Annotated in this window: 10 protein-coding genes; all 10 read left to right on the top strand. The window is 41.1% G+C overall.

Going from position 1 to position 17,261, the window contains the following annotated elements:
- Positions 1-154 precede the first annotated feature (154 nt).
- The 10 genes from OCV54_RS10525 (at position 155) to OCV54_RS10570 (ending at position 17,223) form a co-directional block, all read left to right on the top strand.
- A complete protein-coding gene (locus OCV54_RS10525; RefSeq protein WP_055144038.1) occupies positions 155-1,363 on the top strand; it encodes a type II secretion system F family protein in 1,209 nt (402 codons plus the stop codon).
- 17 nt (positions 1,364-1,380) lie between these two features.
- Positions 1,381-1,797: a type II secretion system protein gene (locus tag OCV54_RS10530; protein WP_055144040.1), complete on the top strand. Its 417-nt coding sequence runs from the start codon at positions 1,381-1,383 to the stop codon at positions 1,795-1,797.
- Positions 1,798-1,942: 145 nt separating this feature from the next.
- Positions 1,943-2,368, top strand: coding sequence for a type II secretion system protein (locus OCV54_RS10535; protein ID WP_055223928.1), 426 nt, complete (start codon positions 1,943-1,945; stop codon positions 2,366-2,368).
- Positions 2,369-2,928: 560 nt separating this feature from the next.
- A complete protein-coding gene (pilM, locus tag OCV54_RS10540; protein WP_055144042.1) occupies positions 2,929-4,542 on the top strand; it encodes a type IV pilus assembly protein PilM in 1,614 nt (537 codons plus the stop codon).
- A 12-nt stretch (positions 4,543-4,554) separates the two neighbouring features.
- Positions 4,555-5,319: an acylphosphatase gene (locus OCV54_RS10545; RefSeq protein ID WP_055144044.1), complete on the top strand. Its 765-nt coding sequence runs from the start codon at positions 4,555-4,557 to the stop codon at positions 5,317-5,319.
- 31 nt (positions 5,320-5,350) lie between these two features.
- Positions 5,351-6,673, top strand: a complete 1,323-nt coding sequence (locus OCV54_RS10550; protein ID WP_055223930.1) for a prepilin-type N-terminal cleavage/methylation domain-containing protein — start codon at positions 5,351-5,353, stop codon at positions 6,671-6,673.
- Positions 6,674-6,676: 3 nt separating this feature from the next.
- A complete protein-coding gene (locus tag OCV54_RS10555; RefSeq protein WP_055223932.1) occupies positions 6,677-9,493 on the top strand; it encodes a hypothetical protein in 2,817 nt (938 codons plus the stop codon).
- A gap of 12 nt (positions 9,494-9,505) precedes the next feature.
- Positions 9,506-10,027: a prepilin-type N-terminal cleavage/methylation domain-containing protein gene (locus tag OCV54_RS10560; RefSeq protein ID WP_022216705.1), complete on the top strand. Its 522-nt coding sequence runs from the start codon at positions 9,506-9,508 to the stop codon at positions 10,025-10,027.
- 12 nt (positions 10,028-10,039) lie between these two features.
- Positions 10,040-10,912: a prepilin-type N-terminal cleavage/methylation domain-containing protein gene (locus OCV54_RS10565; protein ID WP_022216704.1), complete on the top strand. Its 873-nt coding sequence runs from the start codon at positions 10,040-10,042 to the stop codon at positions 10,910-10,912.
- Between the two features lie 17 nt (positions 10,913-10,929).
- Entirely contained in the window at positions 10,930-17,223 is a 6,294-nt protein-coding gene (locus OCV54_RS10570; protein ID WP_055223934.1) for a DUF5057 domain-containing protein, read from the top strand.
- Positions 17,224-17,261 lie beyond the last annotated feature (38 nt).

The following is a 17,261-nucleotide window of genomic DNA, read 5'->3' on the forward strand; positions in this document are numbered from 1 at the left end:
TTGTCTAAAAAATAACGTGCAAATAATTAAATGTTGATTAAATCTGTGTGGTATAGTAAGATATTTTACATATAATTTATGTTGCATTATTGCGCTTTTAAAGTGCAGATACATGAAAACGTAAGAATATTAAGATTGGGTCGGAGGAGAGACAATGGCAGTATTTAATTACAAGGTTGTTGACAGAGATGGTAAGAATAAAAAAGGTACCATCGAGGCCCCTAACAGAGACGGTGCTGAGAAGAAGCTGAAGTCAGAAGGCTACTCGATCATGAGTCTGACGGAGCAGAGCAGCCCGCTCGGGGGTATAGGATTTAAGAAGAAGGTCAAGTCAAGAGACCTGGGTGTATTCTGTAAACAGTTCTCGGCGGTCATCAAGGCCGGTGTTACCATCATATCCGCACTGGAGCTGATGGGGGATCAGATTGAGAACAAGACACTGAGAAAGGCCATAGCAGATGCGCGTACATATGTAGAGAAAGGTGGAACTCTGGCGGATGCGCTCAGAGTTAACCCGGATGTATTCCCGCCTATCATGATCAACATGGTGTCGGCTGGTGAGATGTCTGGTAATCTTGAGATTTGCTTGGACAGACTGGTAGAGCATTTCGAGAAGGACAATGCATTGTCATCCAAGATCAAGGGTGCCATGACATATCCTATAGTAGTTCTCTGTGTTATGGTTATAGTTATCATAGTAGTGTTGGTAGCGGTTATACCAAACTTCTCAAGTATGTTTGAAGAGATGGGAACTCAGCTTCCACTCGCAACTCGTATGATGATGGCGGCGGCAGATTTCGTTATGTATAAGTGGTGGCTGCTCATAATCATAGTGGCAGCTATAGTGTTCGGTGTTAAGTTCTTCAAGAAGACACCGTTTGGCGAACAGCTCTTTGCGAACATAGGACTTAAGGCTCCAATATTCGGAAATCTGAATGTTAAGACAGCCTGTGCAAGATTTGCAAGAACCATGAGTACATTGATGGCGTCAGGTATATCGATGATAGATGCTGTTGAGCAGGTTGCAAAGATGATGGATAACAAGATTATCAGAGACGGCCTGATGGATGCTAAGGTTCAGGTGTCCAAGGGTGTACCGCTTTCAAAACCACTTAAGGATATGACGATGCTTCCACCGATGCTCTCAGCCATGACAAAGATTGGTGAGGAGACAGGAGATATAGAGGAGATGCTCAGCAAGGTTGCTGACTACTATGACGAAGAAGTTGAGGCGGCAACAAATGCGCTTACAGCAGCTATGGAACCTATGATTATGGTTCTTCTTGCAGGTGTTGTTGGCATGATAGTTGCAGCGGTATATGGACCTATCATGAGTATGTACGATGCTATGGATAATGTATAAACAAAAGAGGAAATTAGATGAATAGAAATAAAGGCTTTTCACTGGTGGAGCTTATCATAGTCATAGCTATCATGGCTATTCTCGCCGGAGCACTTGCACCGGCGCTCATAAAGTACATAGCAAAGTCAAGAAGATCGACCGATGTGTCGAACGCCCAGACTATAGCGACGGCAGTCGCCAATGCCTTATCGGTAGAGAAGGCATATGATGATGCCACACCTGGTGATTACCCGGTGAATACCGATGGCACACAGCTTGGCACATCGAATGCGTTCACATCAGAAGTCACAAGTCAGCTTGGGACAAGTACATTCAAGCCAAAGTATGACAAGGACAAGCAGTTCACTATCACAGTCAATAGTGATAAGGCTACATTCACCGTAAAGGTGGACAGCTCAGAGCTGTATCCGGATGTGTGTGATGCTTACAAGTAACATACGTCTGGTAGCTATTTGATATATCATGTATGACCTGCATGATAACTAAAAAGGTTAAACCCGGTAGAACGAGGATGCCGGTTTGATATAGTGCAAAGCACATAACAACACACAATAAACAACTAAAAAGGAGAGTAATATTATGAAGAAAAACAACAAAGGTTTCTCATTAGTAGAGTTAATTATCGTTATTGCTATCATGGCAATCCTTGCTGGAGCTCTTGCACCGGCACTTATCAAGTACATCGCTAAGTCAAGAAGATCAACAGATGTATCAAATGCACAGACAATCGCAACAGCAGTTACAAACGCACTTTCAGTAGAGGCAGCTTACGATGCAGCAGAAGCTGGTGATTATACATTATCAACAACAAAGCCTGTTGCAGTAAATGGAACTGGCGCTGCATTTACAAGCGAGGTTGTATCACAGCTTGGTTCAGCTGCATACAAGCCAAAGTATGATAAGGATCAGCCATTTATGTTTACACTTAGCTCAGATAAGTCTACTTTCACTGTAACAGTTAATGGTTCAGAGCTTTATCCAGATGTATGTGCAGAATACAAGTAAGATTCTGACAGACTTGTGTAAACTTACGGATTGTTCATGAGAACATGATTGATGTTACATAAGTGTAGCACAGACGGTGATTATACCTGTTGCAACCTCGTACAGGCAGTGAGTGTGATCATCGTCAGGTGCTGACACATTATCTACTATTTATATTTATAGTAGCTGGGGATTTTCCCCGGTTGCTATATCTTTACACAGAGCTGAATATGAAGGAAAGAATGTTATATAGAGTGTTATATAGTCTGATCCTTTATACTCACTCTTTCTTTGCAGTCAGCGGTTTTTTGTATATGTGACATGTCACATAGCATGACTTATGGCGGCAACTGGCTTACCTAGGTAGAGCTGGTACTTATTTTTCAGTGAGTTTCTTCTATATAAAAGGGTCATTATGTGGATGAGATGAGCTATTAAAAGGGTGACAGAATGTTGACCTTTATCCGGAAAGCACTTATCCGGAACAATTATATGAATGGGGTGAACAGCGGTAAGCTGGTACTCAAAGCAATGTGGAATTTTCCATACAAAACTACTGATTAGCGAGGGAGGCTATAAAAATGGCGAGTAATAATAAAGTCTTAACAATCGACATTACAAATGAAAGTATTACTATCGTTGAAGTTACACCTTCAAACAAGAAGCAGTCAACGATACACAACGCTATCATCTTCGAGACACCGGAAGATGCCTATGAGGATGGCGTGATCAGAGACAAAGAGAGAATAGCAGAGGCAATCAAGTCTCAGCTCTCAGCAAATGGAATAACAAACAAGAACGCGATATTCGTTCTTACCTCTACAAAGATCGTTAACAGAGAGGTTCTTGTACCTTTCGTTAAGGAGAACAAAATTAAAGGAATTATTAATGCGAACTCATCAGAGTATTTCCCTGTTAATATAGAGGATTACGTAGTGTCTCATACAGTTCTTGAGACAGTTACTGATGAAGAGAATAACAAGCAGCTCAGAGTTCTTGCAGTCGCTGCACCAGAGAACATGGTAAGATCATACTATGATCTCGCAGCTATGGCTGGACTGAAAGTAGTAGCACTTGATTATATTGGTAATGCAATGCTTCAGTTGATCAAGACTCAGACAACAGAGGCAATGACAACTATGGTAATCCAGTTGGGCAGTGAATCAACAGTGCTCAACATCGTAAAAGGAGATACACTTCTCCTTCAGAGAACAGTTCCATACGGAACAAATGTTGTTGTGAATGAAGTTATGGATGCGAAGGGCGTGGATGCAACAACAGCCATGACATTACTTCAGAATGAAAGACTTCTCACGGTAGATTTCGACGACAACGCAATAACAGGAGCGTTCAGATATCTCATCAACAACATCGGTCGAGTTATGGACTTCTTCACATCAAAGAATCCTGATAAGCCTATTGATGATGTATTCCTCACAGGTGATGGAGCCCTTATCAAGGGAATCGACGGCTTGTTCAAGGTTCAGCTCAATGTATCAACCAGAGTAATGGATACATTGTATAACATCAAATTTGACCCAAAGATTGATCTTAAGATTTATAATCCTGTATATCTCATGGTTCCTATCGGAGCTGCCTTTGACCCTATGGGCTTCGAGCTTGGTGAGACTGGCAGCAAGGGCGGTGCAAGCAGTGTTGACACAACACCACTGGTTATAGCATTTATCATCATAGCAGTCATAGTTGCAGGTGGTGTTACAGCGTACTCGTTCATAGCTAAGAACAAGGCTCAGTCAAAGCTTGACCAGGTGAACAGAGATATTGATTCTATCAAGGATATAGAGCAGATCGTACAGGACTATGAGGATGCAGAGTCTGTATACATGGATGCTCAGAATATGTACAGCTACACAGAGAACCTCAATGAGAATGTTGGAACACTTATTGCGGAGCTTGAGGACAAGATGCCAAAGGGAATCAGTCTTACAGCGTTTGATTCATCTTCAACAGAGGTTAGTTTCACAGGTAACACGAAGTCGTACGAGGATATAGCTGCATTTGCAATAAACCTCAAGGATATAGAGTGCATAGACAATTCATTCGTTCAGTCTGTCACTGAGAATGTGGATAAGCAGAGCGGGGATACGACATACGACTTTACAGTTACATGTATCTACAAGGATGTAAATGCAGATGACACCGAGACTTCAACAGATGAAGTATCAGTTAATTAAGGAGGGACTATCATGGATTCAATCACAAAGGGCCAGAGAAATCTATTATTATTCATATTGGGAATTGCTATCTTAGTGCTTCCTATAAGATTCCTTGCCATGAGCAATTTTGATGACAAGAAGAGTATTGAAAGTCAGTACAACGAGAGACAGACATATTATAACAGCCTGCTTGAGAAGGATGCGAACAGACAGCAGTACATAGCTGACACTGAGAAGTACAAGGCAGACTATGAGGCTGTTCTTGCAGAATTTCCATCAGAGCTGTATCAGGATAACACAATCATGTATTTACAGGGTGTAAAGGATAAGTATAAGTTCAACTTTCCTAGTGTAACAATGGGTGAGGAGACACTTTTCTATACACTTGGCGCAGGCGCTGTGGGCGACGTTACCGTTGCTGATAATTCAAGTGCTTCAACAGATGCAGCAGCATCTGACGTGACTATAGATGATTCAGCAGCTACAGCATCAGGTTACAACTGCTATTCAGCATCATTCCCTGTCACATACGAGGGAGACTACAAGGATATCAAGGATGTCATCGACTACATCAAGAATGGTGATTACAGAATGACTCTTGACGATGTCACTATAGCATTCAACGAACAGACAGGAAAGTATGAGGGAGATATGACTATAACCTCATATGCAGTAAACGGTGATGACAGAACTACAGATCACGCAGATGTGAATGTACAGACAGGTACAAACAACATCTTTGGAAACCCAACAGTAAAGTCTACTACGACTACGACCACAACAACAGCCCAGTAGATGCATACACTTAAATGGAGTGAACAAATAAATGGTTAAATCAAACAATAAAGGATTTAGTTTAGTAGAGATTATAATCGCTGCTGCCATATTTGCCATTCTGATCTATCCGATAACCAATGCATTGATCACAGCCACGAAGACGGGTACTACATCGACGAAGAAGCAGTATGCAGTCGAGAAGGCTGAGGAGATCATGGAGATCTTTAAGACCGCTGATCTGTCAGGAAATGTGAATATTCCTGATGGCAATGGAACAAAGACATATTCCTTTACAAAGGGAACACCATCGGGAAAGTCTATTACATTGCCGAATTCTAAAACGGCGGAATATTCGGACACAACCTATACCTGCAACGATGTATCCATAGGAAAATCTTATGAGACCTACACCTGTCAGGTGGATGTGAATGATGCGGCATATCAGGTTCTTAAGAATGGATATGTGCTTGCAGGTCTTGATGGTGGTGCGACATTCAAGAGCGATGAAAGTGGCGCCATACAGACTAATGCTACGGAATCGGGAACTATCAGAAATCTGGACAGCAAACAGTCGGCTATCATTATAGGTGCCACCTATAATGTAGCCGCAACAGGCAGCAATCTTGATAATCTCGCATATCAGTATTTCCTGGATGCGAAGCTTGACGTGCTGAGAAAGTATGATGTGCAGTACAACCATTATCTTTCCGGTGGTGGAACATTCGATGAGGATCATTTCCAGAAGAATACCAAGATCAAGATATCAAAGCTGGGATCCACATATACAGTTGAGTGTTATGTGGAATACACAGATTATACAACGGTCTCAGTTATCAGATCACAGTATGAGAGCTCAGGCAAAAATGTATACAAGCCTACCACCTTATATGGTGATGGAATAGTATACAAGCAGGAGTTTACGAATGGTCTGCCACCTGTGTATCTTCTCTATGTTCCGGCGATATACAATGGTTCATACTGTACGACAGATACCATAACGGTGGATAATTCAGGAATATCTGAGAAGGCGGATGTGTATGTATTCGAGACGACAGCAGAGCTCAGCGATACATACAAGAAGATCATACGTGAGCAGTTCAATGTGGCGAACGTTGATGATCTTACATATACGAATGCAGGAAAGAACACCAAGATGTCAGATGTCAAGGTGAGACTTAAGCTGGCAGCGGGAGCAAAGTCGTCAGATCTTAATGTATATGCCAACTTTGATTTTGACAATGTTAATTCTGACTATCCTGTAGCTCGTTTGACAGAGGATCAGAGTGACAGTGTATATATGTACGATATAACAGTTACTTTGACAGATAGTAAAGGAAACAAGACGACGGTTACTGGAACAAGGGGGAAGTAACAGATGATTGAGAGATTAAAGCGAAAGCTTAGGCATAACGATGATCACGGTTCAAGTTTCGTCCTTGTAATAGTCGCAACCACATTTATGTGCATTCTTGCTTCAGCGATACTTATGGGAGCTATGATGACATACAAGCTCAAGTTTTATAAGCTGAATTCCCTGAATAACTTTTATGAGGTAGAAACTGCACTTGATGAGATGTATGCGGGGGTAGGCGCAGCGACCAATGAGCACCTTTATTCGGCGTACACAACTACGGCTGAATTGGTTGTTGTGTATGATACTAAGGCTCAGGCGTTTACTACCCTTGACAATAAATCGGCAAATGAGCTTTTCAAAAAGCTTTTCATGACAGGCTTTGTTGCAGATACAAACTATAAGAGCCTTAAGAACGTGACAGATACACTTCAGTCTTTCATATCTAATGAGTATGATGCGGTGGACAATCCGGATGGTGTCAGACTTGATACATCGAACATGAAGCTTATATATACTGATGTTAATAACAAGACAACAACTCAGTATTATAAGAATAATGGAGGAATTAAGACGGAGAAGCAGTCGGGTTACGAAAATGACAAGGTTCAGTCTGTCACATTCAAGAATGTGTGTGTTAAGAGAAGTGTGAATCTGCAAGGATCAACAGCAGGAACCTATGAGCAGTCTATCACTACGGACATTGTTCTCACGGAGCCTGAGTACAATGTTTCATTTGATACAAGCAGTGTATCAAACAATACATTGTATGAATATGCGATACTTGCGGATATGGGTGTCGAGGTAGGAGAGGACAACGACAACCGGACAACCGACGCACAGGTTAAGGGTAACATCTACGCAGCAAGCGATTATTACAATAAGGATTATAATGATGTAGCCGAGACAAAGGTTACGAACAAATATGAGAGTAAGCCTACCACAATGTGGGGTACAAAGGAAAGCAGTGCATACTCAGGAATATTTGTAAATGGTAAGAATTCCACACTTACACTCAACTCAGATGTGGTTGTGTGTTCAGGTTCTCTTGCCGCATATAACGGAGCTGAGATAAATCTGTCAGGTCGTACACAGACTTTATCAGAGCTTTGGGCAGATAATATCGTCATTGGAGGAAAAGACGGAGGCTCACTGAAAGCTTCTGCAGATGCGTATATCTTTGATGATACAGAGCTTAATGCAGAGAAAGCAAGCTTGAAATTTACTCAGGGAAGTTATTTTGGATATAGCTACAATGCACAGGATACAAGAAGTCTGAATTATCTCAGACAAAAAGGATATCTTGCAACAGGATATAAGCTCAGATCACACTTTAGTGATAGTGCAATTATTGTAAATGGTAAGAATTCAACACTTGACTTACAGGATCTTAATTCACTGTATATAGCAGGTAAGTCATATATCGAATTCTCAAAGATTGCTGCTTCAAGTGTTCCTGAGGACGATGAGAATATAACAGTTGATGAGAATGCAGATTACGCATTCACAACACTGAAGGATTATTCTACAGGACAGTCTCTTGATGTGAAGACAAATCAGCTTATGTTCCTTACCCAGTGGTCTGTAGTGAACAACACTGAGAAGGTTGACCCTGACACAGGAATCACTACAGTTACACTTCAGTTCCCAAAGACATTTGAGGCAGATGCGAACATACTTGATCTGTATGATGATTTCCTCAAGGATCTTGCTACAGAAGGAGAAAAGGGCGTAACAGCTATTAAGCAGACTGTTTCAGGACATGATTATTATTATCTGTATATTGAGGATGGAAAGGATTCATCCAATGTAAGCAATGCAGAGAAATTTGCTGAGAAATATTATAAGCTTCTCCAGGATTATGGCGATGAGATAAGCAGCAAGCTTTATAATGTACAGAAGTACGAGCAGTTCCAGGTTAAGCTGGTTCTTCCGGCAGAGGGCAAGATAAATGCAAGTGGTGCTGTCACAGATCAGAATAACGATGATTCGCTGTTCCTGAGAGCATCCACAACTACCACAATGGATGTGGCTACAGCTCTTGATAATGTTTCAACAGGCAAGGTGTTTACTAATATTCTTGGAAACAAGGGCACAGACAACAATAAAAAGGCATTTAATGATCTCAAGGCGGATGCACTTAAGCTTGCTGGTTCAGGAACTGCAAGTGACGAAGAACAGACAAGCACATTCCTTTCATATATGTATATTAATATGAAGGATCATCTGTCGGTTCTTAACAATGTGGATGATAAAACAAAGCGTACACAGAATGCGTGGGAAATAGCTAATTACACTTCCTCATCGGTAGGATATTTAAGCTCATATGATAAGGATAGAGATACATATTCATATGATTACAGTATCACTCCTTTAAACCACTACGTTGATTTGGCGTATGTGTTCAGCAAAAACCTTTCAATTGAGAAGACAATTGGAAATGCAACAGATAATGAGGCTAAAACCATAGTTATCAATTCTGGTGATGTTAAGCTCCAGCCAAACAATGGAGATGGATCATTCCAGGGAATTATAATTGCCGGTGGTAATGTAAGATTTGATGAGAATGTTAAGAGCTTCCGAGGTATGATAATCACTGGATCAAAGCTTATAATTGACCATAATATGTCAATATCAGCAGACGCTGCATTTGTTGCAAATCTTCTTGAACAGTGTTCAGAGAGCACAGACGAAAAGCTCAATACGCTTACAACAAAGGTGCTGAAGAACTATACATCATCCAAGAGCGAAGGTAACACAGAGGTAACAGGAGCATCAATATCAGACATCTCATACGAAGATATTCTTGTATTCCAGAACTGGAAGAAGAATGTTGAATAGGGGGTGTAGCTGATGAAGAATGGTATAAAATCAAATAATGGATACACGCTTATAGAGATGATAATTGTTATTGCTATAATTGCAGTAATGTCAGGCGTGGGCTTTCTCACTATATCATCAATAAGAGCGTCTCAGGCAACTGCTTCACTGCAGAAGTTTGACAGTGAATTGTCGGCGCTTGAGATGAGAACTAGGACGCAAAAAAGTGGAGAGGCGGTAAGGATAGTCCAGAATGGTGCTAATTACGATATTTTCTATGGTATATGCGCTGATGGAAGGGCGGAGTCATTTACTGCTAATTCATCTGCACCTGACAAGGTGCTGGAGAGAGTTACGATATATTATGCTGACGATTACGATGCAGATTCAGTGACTACTCCTCTTTCAGAGCAGGTTATTATTATCAGGAAATCTGACAGTCAGGTGCTGACTGGATATGGAGAGTATCGTTTCTGCAAGTATAACAGCAACAATACTGTTGGAAGGGTCAACCTGAACCAGTATACAGGCGGTCATACATATGGAAAGAATTAGGGGGTGTGAAGAATGATATGTAGAAATAAAGACAAGGGCTTCACATTCATAGAGCTTATACTGTATATGGCAATCTTGGGAATATTCATGGTTGCTGTCATGTCCCTTATATCTACAACTGTTGCGTCACATAAGAAGCAGTCGTCCAGACAGAAGCTTCAGTCTCAGGCGACTGAGACATATGATGCGATAGCAGACATACTGATGGGGGCAAGTGATATCAAGATTGATGGAACTGCTTACGTACAGACTGGAACATCATTCACTCAGGTTACAGGAAGCTTTATTGTTCCTGAGGATACGTATGTGAAATCCGCAGGATCGGGAAGCACACTCCGTAAGCAGGGAGGCGTTGCTGATGTAATCCAGGATATAGTGTCAGATAGCGGTGTGATAAAGAAAAAAAGCAATAGCTATGATATAGCGGATGTTAAGCCTTTTGGCGGCGCTGGTGCTTCAGAGGATGTGCACACATTTATAGATGCTGATTATCTGTGGGTTCAGTATTCATCTGAGCTAGATAAGACTGCATTCTGTACGATTACCTACAGCAAGACAGACAAGAAATTGTATGTTTTCAGACAGGAGATGAGTGATGAAACGCTTAATCAGGCAAAGCAGGATCTCAAGAGCAGCGATTCAGCAAAGGTAAATCAGGCACAGGCGGTGCTTTCATCGTGTACAAAGTATGTGGATGCAAGCTCCAAGAAAGGTACAGTGCTTGCTAACAACGTGAAAAGCTTTCAGCTTCAGGTCAATCCTGCAGACAATAGTGTTGCAGTGATTATTGGATTTGAAGACACAAAAACAAAAGAGACATATAAAGTAACAAGTGTAGTTGGACTCAGAAATTCATTCGTGCTCAAGAAGCATGAGTGGGATTAATAGAGGAGGAAAATACAGTGTTTAAGAATAAAAAAATAGTCTTATCATCTATAGCTATTATATTCGCACTTGTAGTCAGCTCTATATTTGTGAATTATACACTGGCTAACTCCGATTCTCAGGCTTCCCTGAGTGATGCGAACGGCAGCGGAAGCAAATCTACAAGTCTGACAGGATTGTCCAATATCGATCTGGCAGTCAAGAACTCCAACGATGCTGGCAAGAAACAGACAGGAGAGGACAAATTCAGAATCGTCCAGATAGTACCTGATTCATATAGTGGTAATGCAGATATGGATGAGAAGCTGAAGGAAACCGTCACTGATAGCAAGTTTTCAGGTGATGCGAAGAAGCTGACAGGATACGATTCAACAACATATCTCTGGAGATATGTGTATGCAGGTGAGTATTTTAGACTTGCAGTGTTCAATGGATATAAGACGATAAGCGATAACATGGCTGCCGGTGCGGTGACTCTTACAACTTGTACAGTCAGCGAGCTGAACAGCATGGATACAACAGCCCAGGGAATCCTCAATCAGGCGGATTTCATATATATTTGGGCGAATGGTGCCAGCGATTATGCCAGCAAAGCAAATGATATAAGCGAGGATCTGTATAACTGGTTGGATGCGTATGCTACAGCAAACTCACATCCTATAGCATTGTGTACAGGAACTCTGTGTACATCAGAGCCAGAGCTTATAACAGGAAATAATGATGATTACAGAATGGGTGCACTTGCATACAAGCTGATCACTAAGGGTGCTGTGGCAAGATATGATAATGTCCTTGTTACAGAGCCGGATTTCTTTAAGACACTTTATCAGGAGGCAGATGATAACAAGACGACTCCTGATATAAACAAGACAACAAAGACGATCTCTGACTTTATTCTTCAGGCAGAGAGAAAAGCCAGCGAGGGTGGTAGCGATTACCTTAACTATGGAACATACTATAAGTGGTATGAGGGTGTATCAATACTTGATTTCCTTGATGGTAACATACCGGATAATATCAAGGATTCCACATATGATAAGGCTGGTTCAAGATCAGGTCTTACAGGAGACAGAAAGTCGTGGAACTTTGATAATGCCAAGATACTTGTGATTTCAGAGGACGGAGCCGGCAGTGCAATGTTCAGTGAAATCACAGAGAAGAATAGCAGTGCTACACGTGGAGACATGGCTTCTGCTGATTACACATTCAATGCGAAGACAAATACATGGGAATCTGTACAGAAGGCTCCAAACAGCGATCTGACAGGACATATGTATGCGAATGGTACTTCAAGCAGTGGTACAGGTCTTTCAAGATATGTGCCAAGTGGTGCTGATGTTTATCTCATTGACAGTGCCGATCTTGTAGAGGCGATGACCAATGGCGGTAAGGCATTTAAGAATGTCAACTTTGCAACATCATACTATAAGGATGTCAAGACAAAGTCAGTTTCCGGTACAGTGAGATGTACTGATGATGCAGGTGATGCAGTGGATCCAGCAGCAGATATGTATGCATATCTTGTAGTAGAAAATGGAACACAGCTTAATCTGGCAGGAACATCAGTAGATATTCTTATGAAGGCTCCTCTTGAGATGAAAGAGGTTCCGAAACTTGACGAGAATGGTCAGGAGATAAAGGATGCTGATGGCAACACAGTTATGGAGACTGTATACACATACAGCTTTGACAGACTCAGCCCTGAATATAGCTACAAGGTTGTAGTTGGAGGAGATGTCAGTGATGACCAGTTCTCTTATGATGATCTTGTGGTTGGAGTAGCTGATAATTCCGGTCTTGTTGACGGAAGTGATACTGATTATCAGTATGATTTCAATATTAAGACAGTTGACGAGGACAATGTATCAGGATACACATACAGAATAGACGCAGCAGGAACAGAAGATGAGAATGTTGTAGTTACATATCAGGATTTCCAGGAGAATGTTGGTAATGCAGATCTCAATTATGAGTATAAGAGTGATCTTGTATATACTAATCTGGATTTCTCAGATGCGGCAAAGGTTGTTTCGTATGTTACTGGTCTGCATGACAAATATCTCGAAACCCAGGCAGTATTCATGAATGGTACTTATGATAAGCTTGATCTCTCAGAGTATGACTTTGTATTTATTGACAAGGGTACATATAACAAGGAGATAGGCACAGCGGTATTCAAGGATCTGTGCAGTGCAGTCGAGAGTGGACAGTATTTTATAGTTTCTTCTAAGGCCGGTGACGGAAAGGGCTCAGGAGATGGCAGTGGCGATGATTCAGATCCAACCATTCCGGTAGTTGATTCACCATCGGCAAAGGCAGTGGCTGATGTTATCAATGCCAGTGTGTATCGCGATGGTTCTGATAACAAGTTCAAGGTACTTGAGATTCAGCCGGATTATCCGATTGATCTTGAGGTGGCAGCACTTCAGGATACCGTAAGTACAGCTTATACAACAAGAAGTGATGGAACAACTAAAATAACAGGAAACTATTATACAGTTCCATCTGATGTAGTAAGTGGTAAGTCTAAACAGGAGCTTGCGGCCAGAACAGAGTATTATGATTTTGATCTTACCAAGGCGAAGATAGCGTATGCTATCGATGGAATATCCATTGGAGATATTCAGCTCACTCAGGTTTCGACCGAGCAGCTCATTGGTATGAAGGAAGATATAGCAGCGACATACGATCTGGTATATATCGGTGGCGATATAAGTGCTATGGATAGAAATCCAGCGGAGATGTACAAAGGACAGAATGATATCGGTAATGCTACGCCGGGTTACACATATCAGATATTCCCAACATTCATCATGTATTACCACACAGGTACACTCAGTCAGTTGATGAATGCATCTACATATAGCCCAGATACAGCACCTATATCAGGATCAACAAATATGCTTGCATCACCAAAGGTTGGTGACAAGTATTACACAACAACATATCTTGCAGAGAATGGTAACGACCTGACAAACACAAAGTATCAGGAGCTTCTCACATACATGGCATCAGGCAGACCGATGATCATAAGTGATGAGCTTACCAGCGTATATGAGAATATGCAGGGTACAAATGCAAATGGTGATAAGCTTTCACAGGCTGAGCTCCTTCAGGGATATTGGTATAAAGATGGAAAGCTTGAGAGAAAGAATTATTATCTCGATCCATCATCAAGAATGTATCAGTTGGTAGATACTCTCTATGCAAGACATACAGGAGCAAATGGATCAAATATTCTGTGGGGATTCGATAAGGATGCAACACAGTATATAAGTGATAAGGATGGAATATACGGTAACAGTTTATGGACAAAGCGTGTTCAGTCACTTGCTGGAGGTAAGTTCAAGGAAACTGATTATATGGACTCAGACGTACAGGATCAGTCATGGTATAAGCGTCCGGGAACAGATACTGTATATTATAATTACAAGGTAGTCTATGATGATGCAACTTCAGCATCTCTTAACAGACTGGTGACAGGAAGTGCACATAGAACAAGACTTACTATCACTACAAAACCAGTTACATATCAGCAGGGAATACAGCAGACTTATATCAAGTCCAACAGACTACAGTTTACATTCCAGGTTGATGGTGACAAGTCAGTATATAACTACAAGTTGTTTGTAGATGTTGATAAGAATACAAAGTTCGAGAAGGGCGGCGGTGATTATTGTCTTGAGGACAAGATCACAAATGGTCAGGAGAAATCACTGACAGTAGCGCTTGACTCAGAATTCTTTGGATCAGCAGCATGGTATCTTGAGATAACAGATGAGGATGGCAATATAGTTGCTTCTTCTACAGGTCTCAGCAAGATAGTAAACAATAATGTATCAAAGAGTGAGATAAATGTTCTTCAGGTTCAGACAATGGCAGAGGGACAGACGGCAACCTCATGGGGAGCAACTGATACACTTTACTTTGATATTGAGTCACAGACAGCTCACAAGATTGCAAAGTACAATGTATTTGCAAACATGGCAGAGCTTGATAACGCTTCAACTACTCAGTATGCAGTTCTTGGAAGACATGAAAACAGATTCGGCGTATATGAGTTTGATACAAACACAGATGCGGATGATTATTATTCGAATCTTGCAGATGAGCTTTCAGAGGATTATGACATAAATCTTGATCTTGTGGTTGCTTCAAGTGATAGAGCTTCATTCAAGACAGGAGATGGAGTAGATGCTCAGTATGATTGCCTTGATACTATGGTAGAAGAGGCTGAGAAGCTTGCCAAGGGTGAGAAGGTTGATGGACATAGTCAGGAAGAGTACGAGAGCCTTGCCGCTGTTGCACTTACAGAATATTCAGCAGCGTCAGCAAAGGTTGCAACGCCAAAGAAGATTCTTGATAACTATCTCAAGAATGCAATAGACTATATTGATGGTAAATATACAGGAACTACAAATTACAGTACATTTATCAATAATTTCAGGACAAGCAATGCAGAGACAAAGAAAGTCCTTCAGTATATGCAGGATACAGGCGATTATTATCTGATATTCTGGCCAAAGTACAACACAATGAATCACTGTGAGGGTGACTTCAAAGCAGGAAAGATGTCAGATGATTTCGGAGCTGATTTTGCTAAGTATTATTCAGATTATGTGACAGCAAAGAACGCAGAACTTGAGGCAAAGGATAAGTACAATACTTACCTCAGACGTTCATATGGTAAGAGCTTTATGAAGAACATGTACTCAATACTTGTTCTTGGACCATCGGATTCATTTGGTGGATTTAAGGTTGACTTCAAGAAGGAAACATGTCAGTACATACTTGACTATGTATCAGCAGGAGGAGATTTGTTCTTCTTCCACGATTCAATGTCACCATATGCAAATGCAGGTGCAGTTAATCTTACAAAGTCACTTATATCAGTAGTAGGAATGAACAGATTCCATGTTGATGTAACAGACAATGTTGTCAAGTATGACAATCCGCTTAAGCTTGGTAAGTATAACGTTAAGAGTGTTTCTTACAGCAAGGCTTCTGTTAATACAAGTACATTGGATGTTACATACACAGCAGATGGAACAGTCGATGATGTGACATATACATCACCGGATAGCAGCTTGTATTACCTGACACCATATGCAAATAATCCTACAGCGGGCGAAGGATTACTGAACAGTATGAATTCTAACATTATGGATGTATTTGTTGAGAAGGATGCATACTGGCAGCCATATCTTGGAAAAGATAAGAAGGTATATGTAAGTGCACTTGCAATGACAGCACTTTACTACAATGGTAATATGGCCGGTGCAACAACTACACTTCCATATGTATATGCACAGGAGTCATATAAGGCAGCAACAGCCTGGTCACAGGCAGCAAATCAGGATCAGTCAGCTTGTGCTGAGACAGTTAAGGCTACACAGCTTAACTCAGGTCTTGTAACATTGTATCCATACAACATAAGTTCATCACTGAACATATCGGGTACACATCAGCAGGCATTTGCACTTGATCTTGAGAGTGACAACATAACAGTATGGTATACTCTTGCAGGTTCAAATAACTCATCGAACAGTAAGATGCGTTCATCAAAGTATGCAGCGGATCCTGGAGATGCAATGGAGGCTTACTTCATCTACACTACAGCTTATGGCAGTGGTGCGATCACATATTGTGGTGCCGGACATTCATCAGTTACAGGTAGACGTACAAGAAACAATGATGAGAGAAAGCTGTTCATCAATGTTATTGTAAACAGTGCATCAGCAGTACCAGAGATGCCAACTATTAAGTGTTACGATCCAAAGCAGACATGGGCTGCAGAGGATGAGCTTCCAAAGGATGCAGAGGCACTTGCTTCGTCAGGAAAGACAGTATATGTTAAGGAAGTTGATTCAAAGACTGACGATCCTGACTTTGATTACAAGATTGGTATTCCAGAGAAGACAAAGGTAACAAAGGTTAACATTTACTATGATCTGGATTATGATGATTCCGATTACTCGATCAGACCAAGCTACACAGAGGATACTGATAGAATGATCAAGTCATACACAAAGATTGGTACAGCAAAGTTAACATCTATATCAGGCGACATAAAGGATATTGTGAGAAATGGTGATGATTCAGCTCTTACACCTGATGATTCGTGTTATGCACCATATGGTGGAAATTACACATACATCGTTGTGGAGGTATATTACCAGGGCAAGACAGTTCCTGTATATACAATGATCAAGGTTAAGGCCGCAGATCCATTGTTTGACCTGACAGACAATACTATAGACGTTCCGGCACTTGGAGATTTCATCGCCGAGAAGAAGAATGTATTTGCATAATGCGTATATAGTATAAATAATAGCAATAAACATAGAAA

Source organism: Coprococcus aceti (genome assembly GCF_025567285.1).
Lineage (GTDB): Bacteria > Bacillota > Clostridia > Lachnospirales > Lachnospiraceae > Coprococcus > Coprococcus aceti.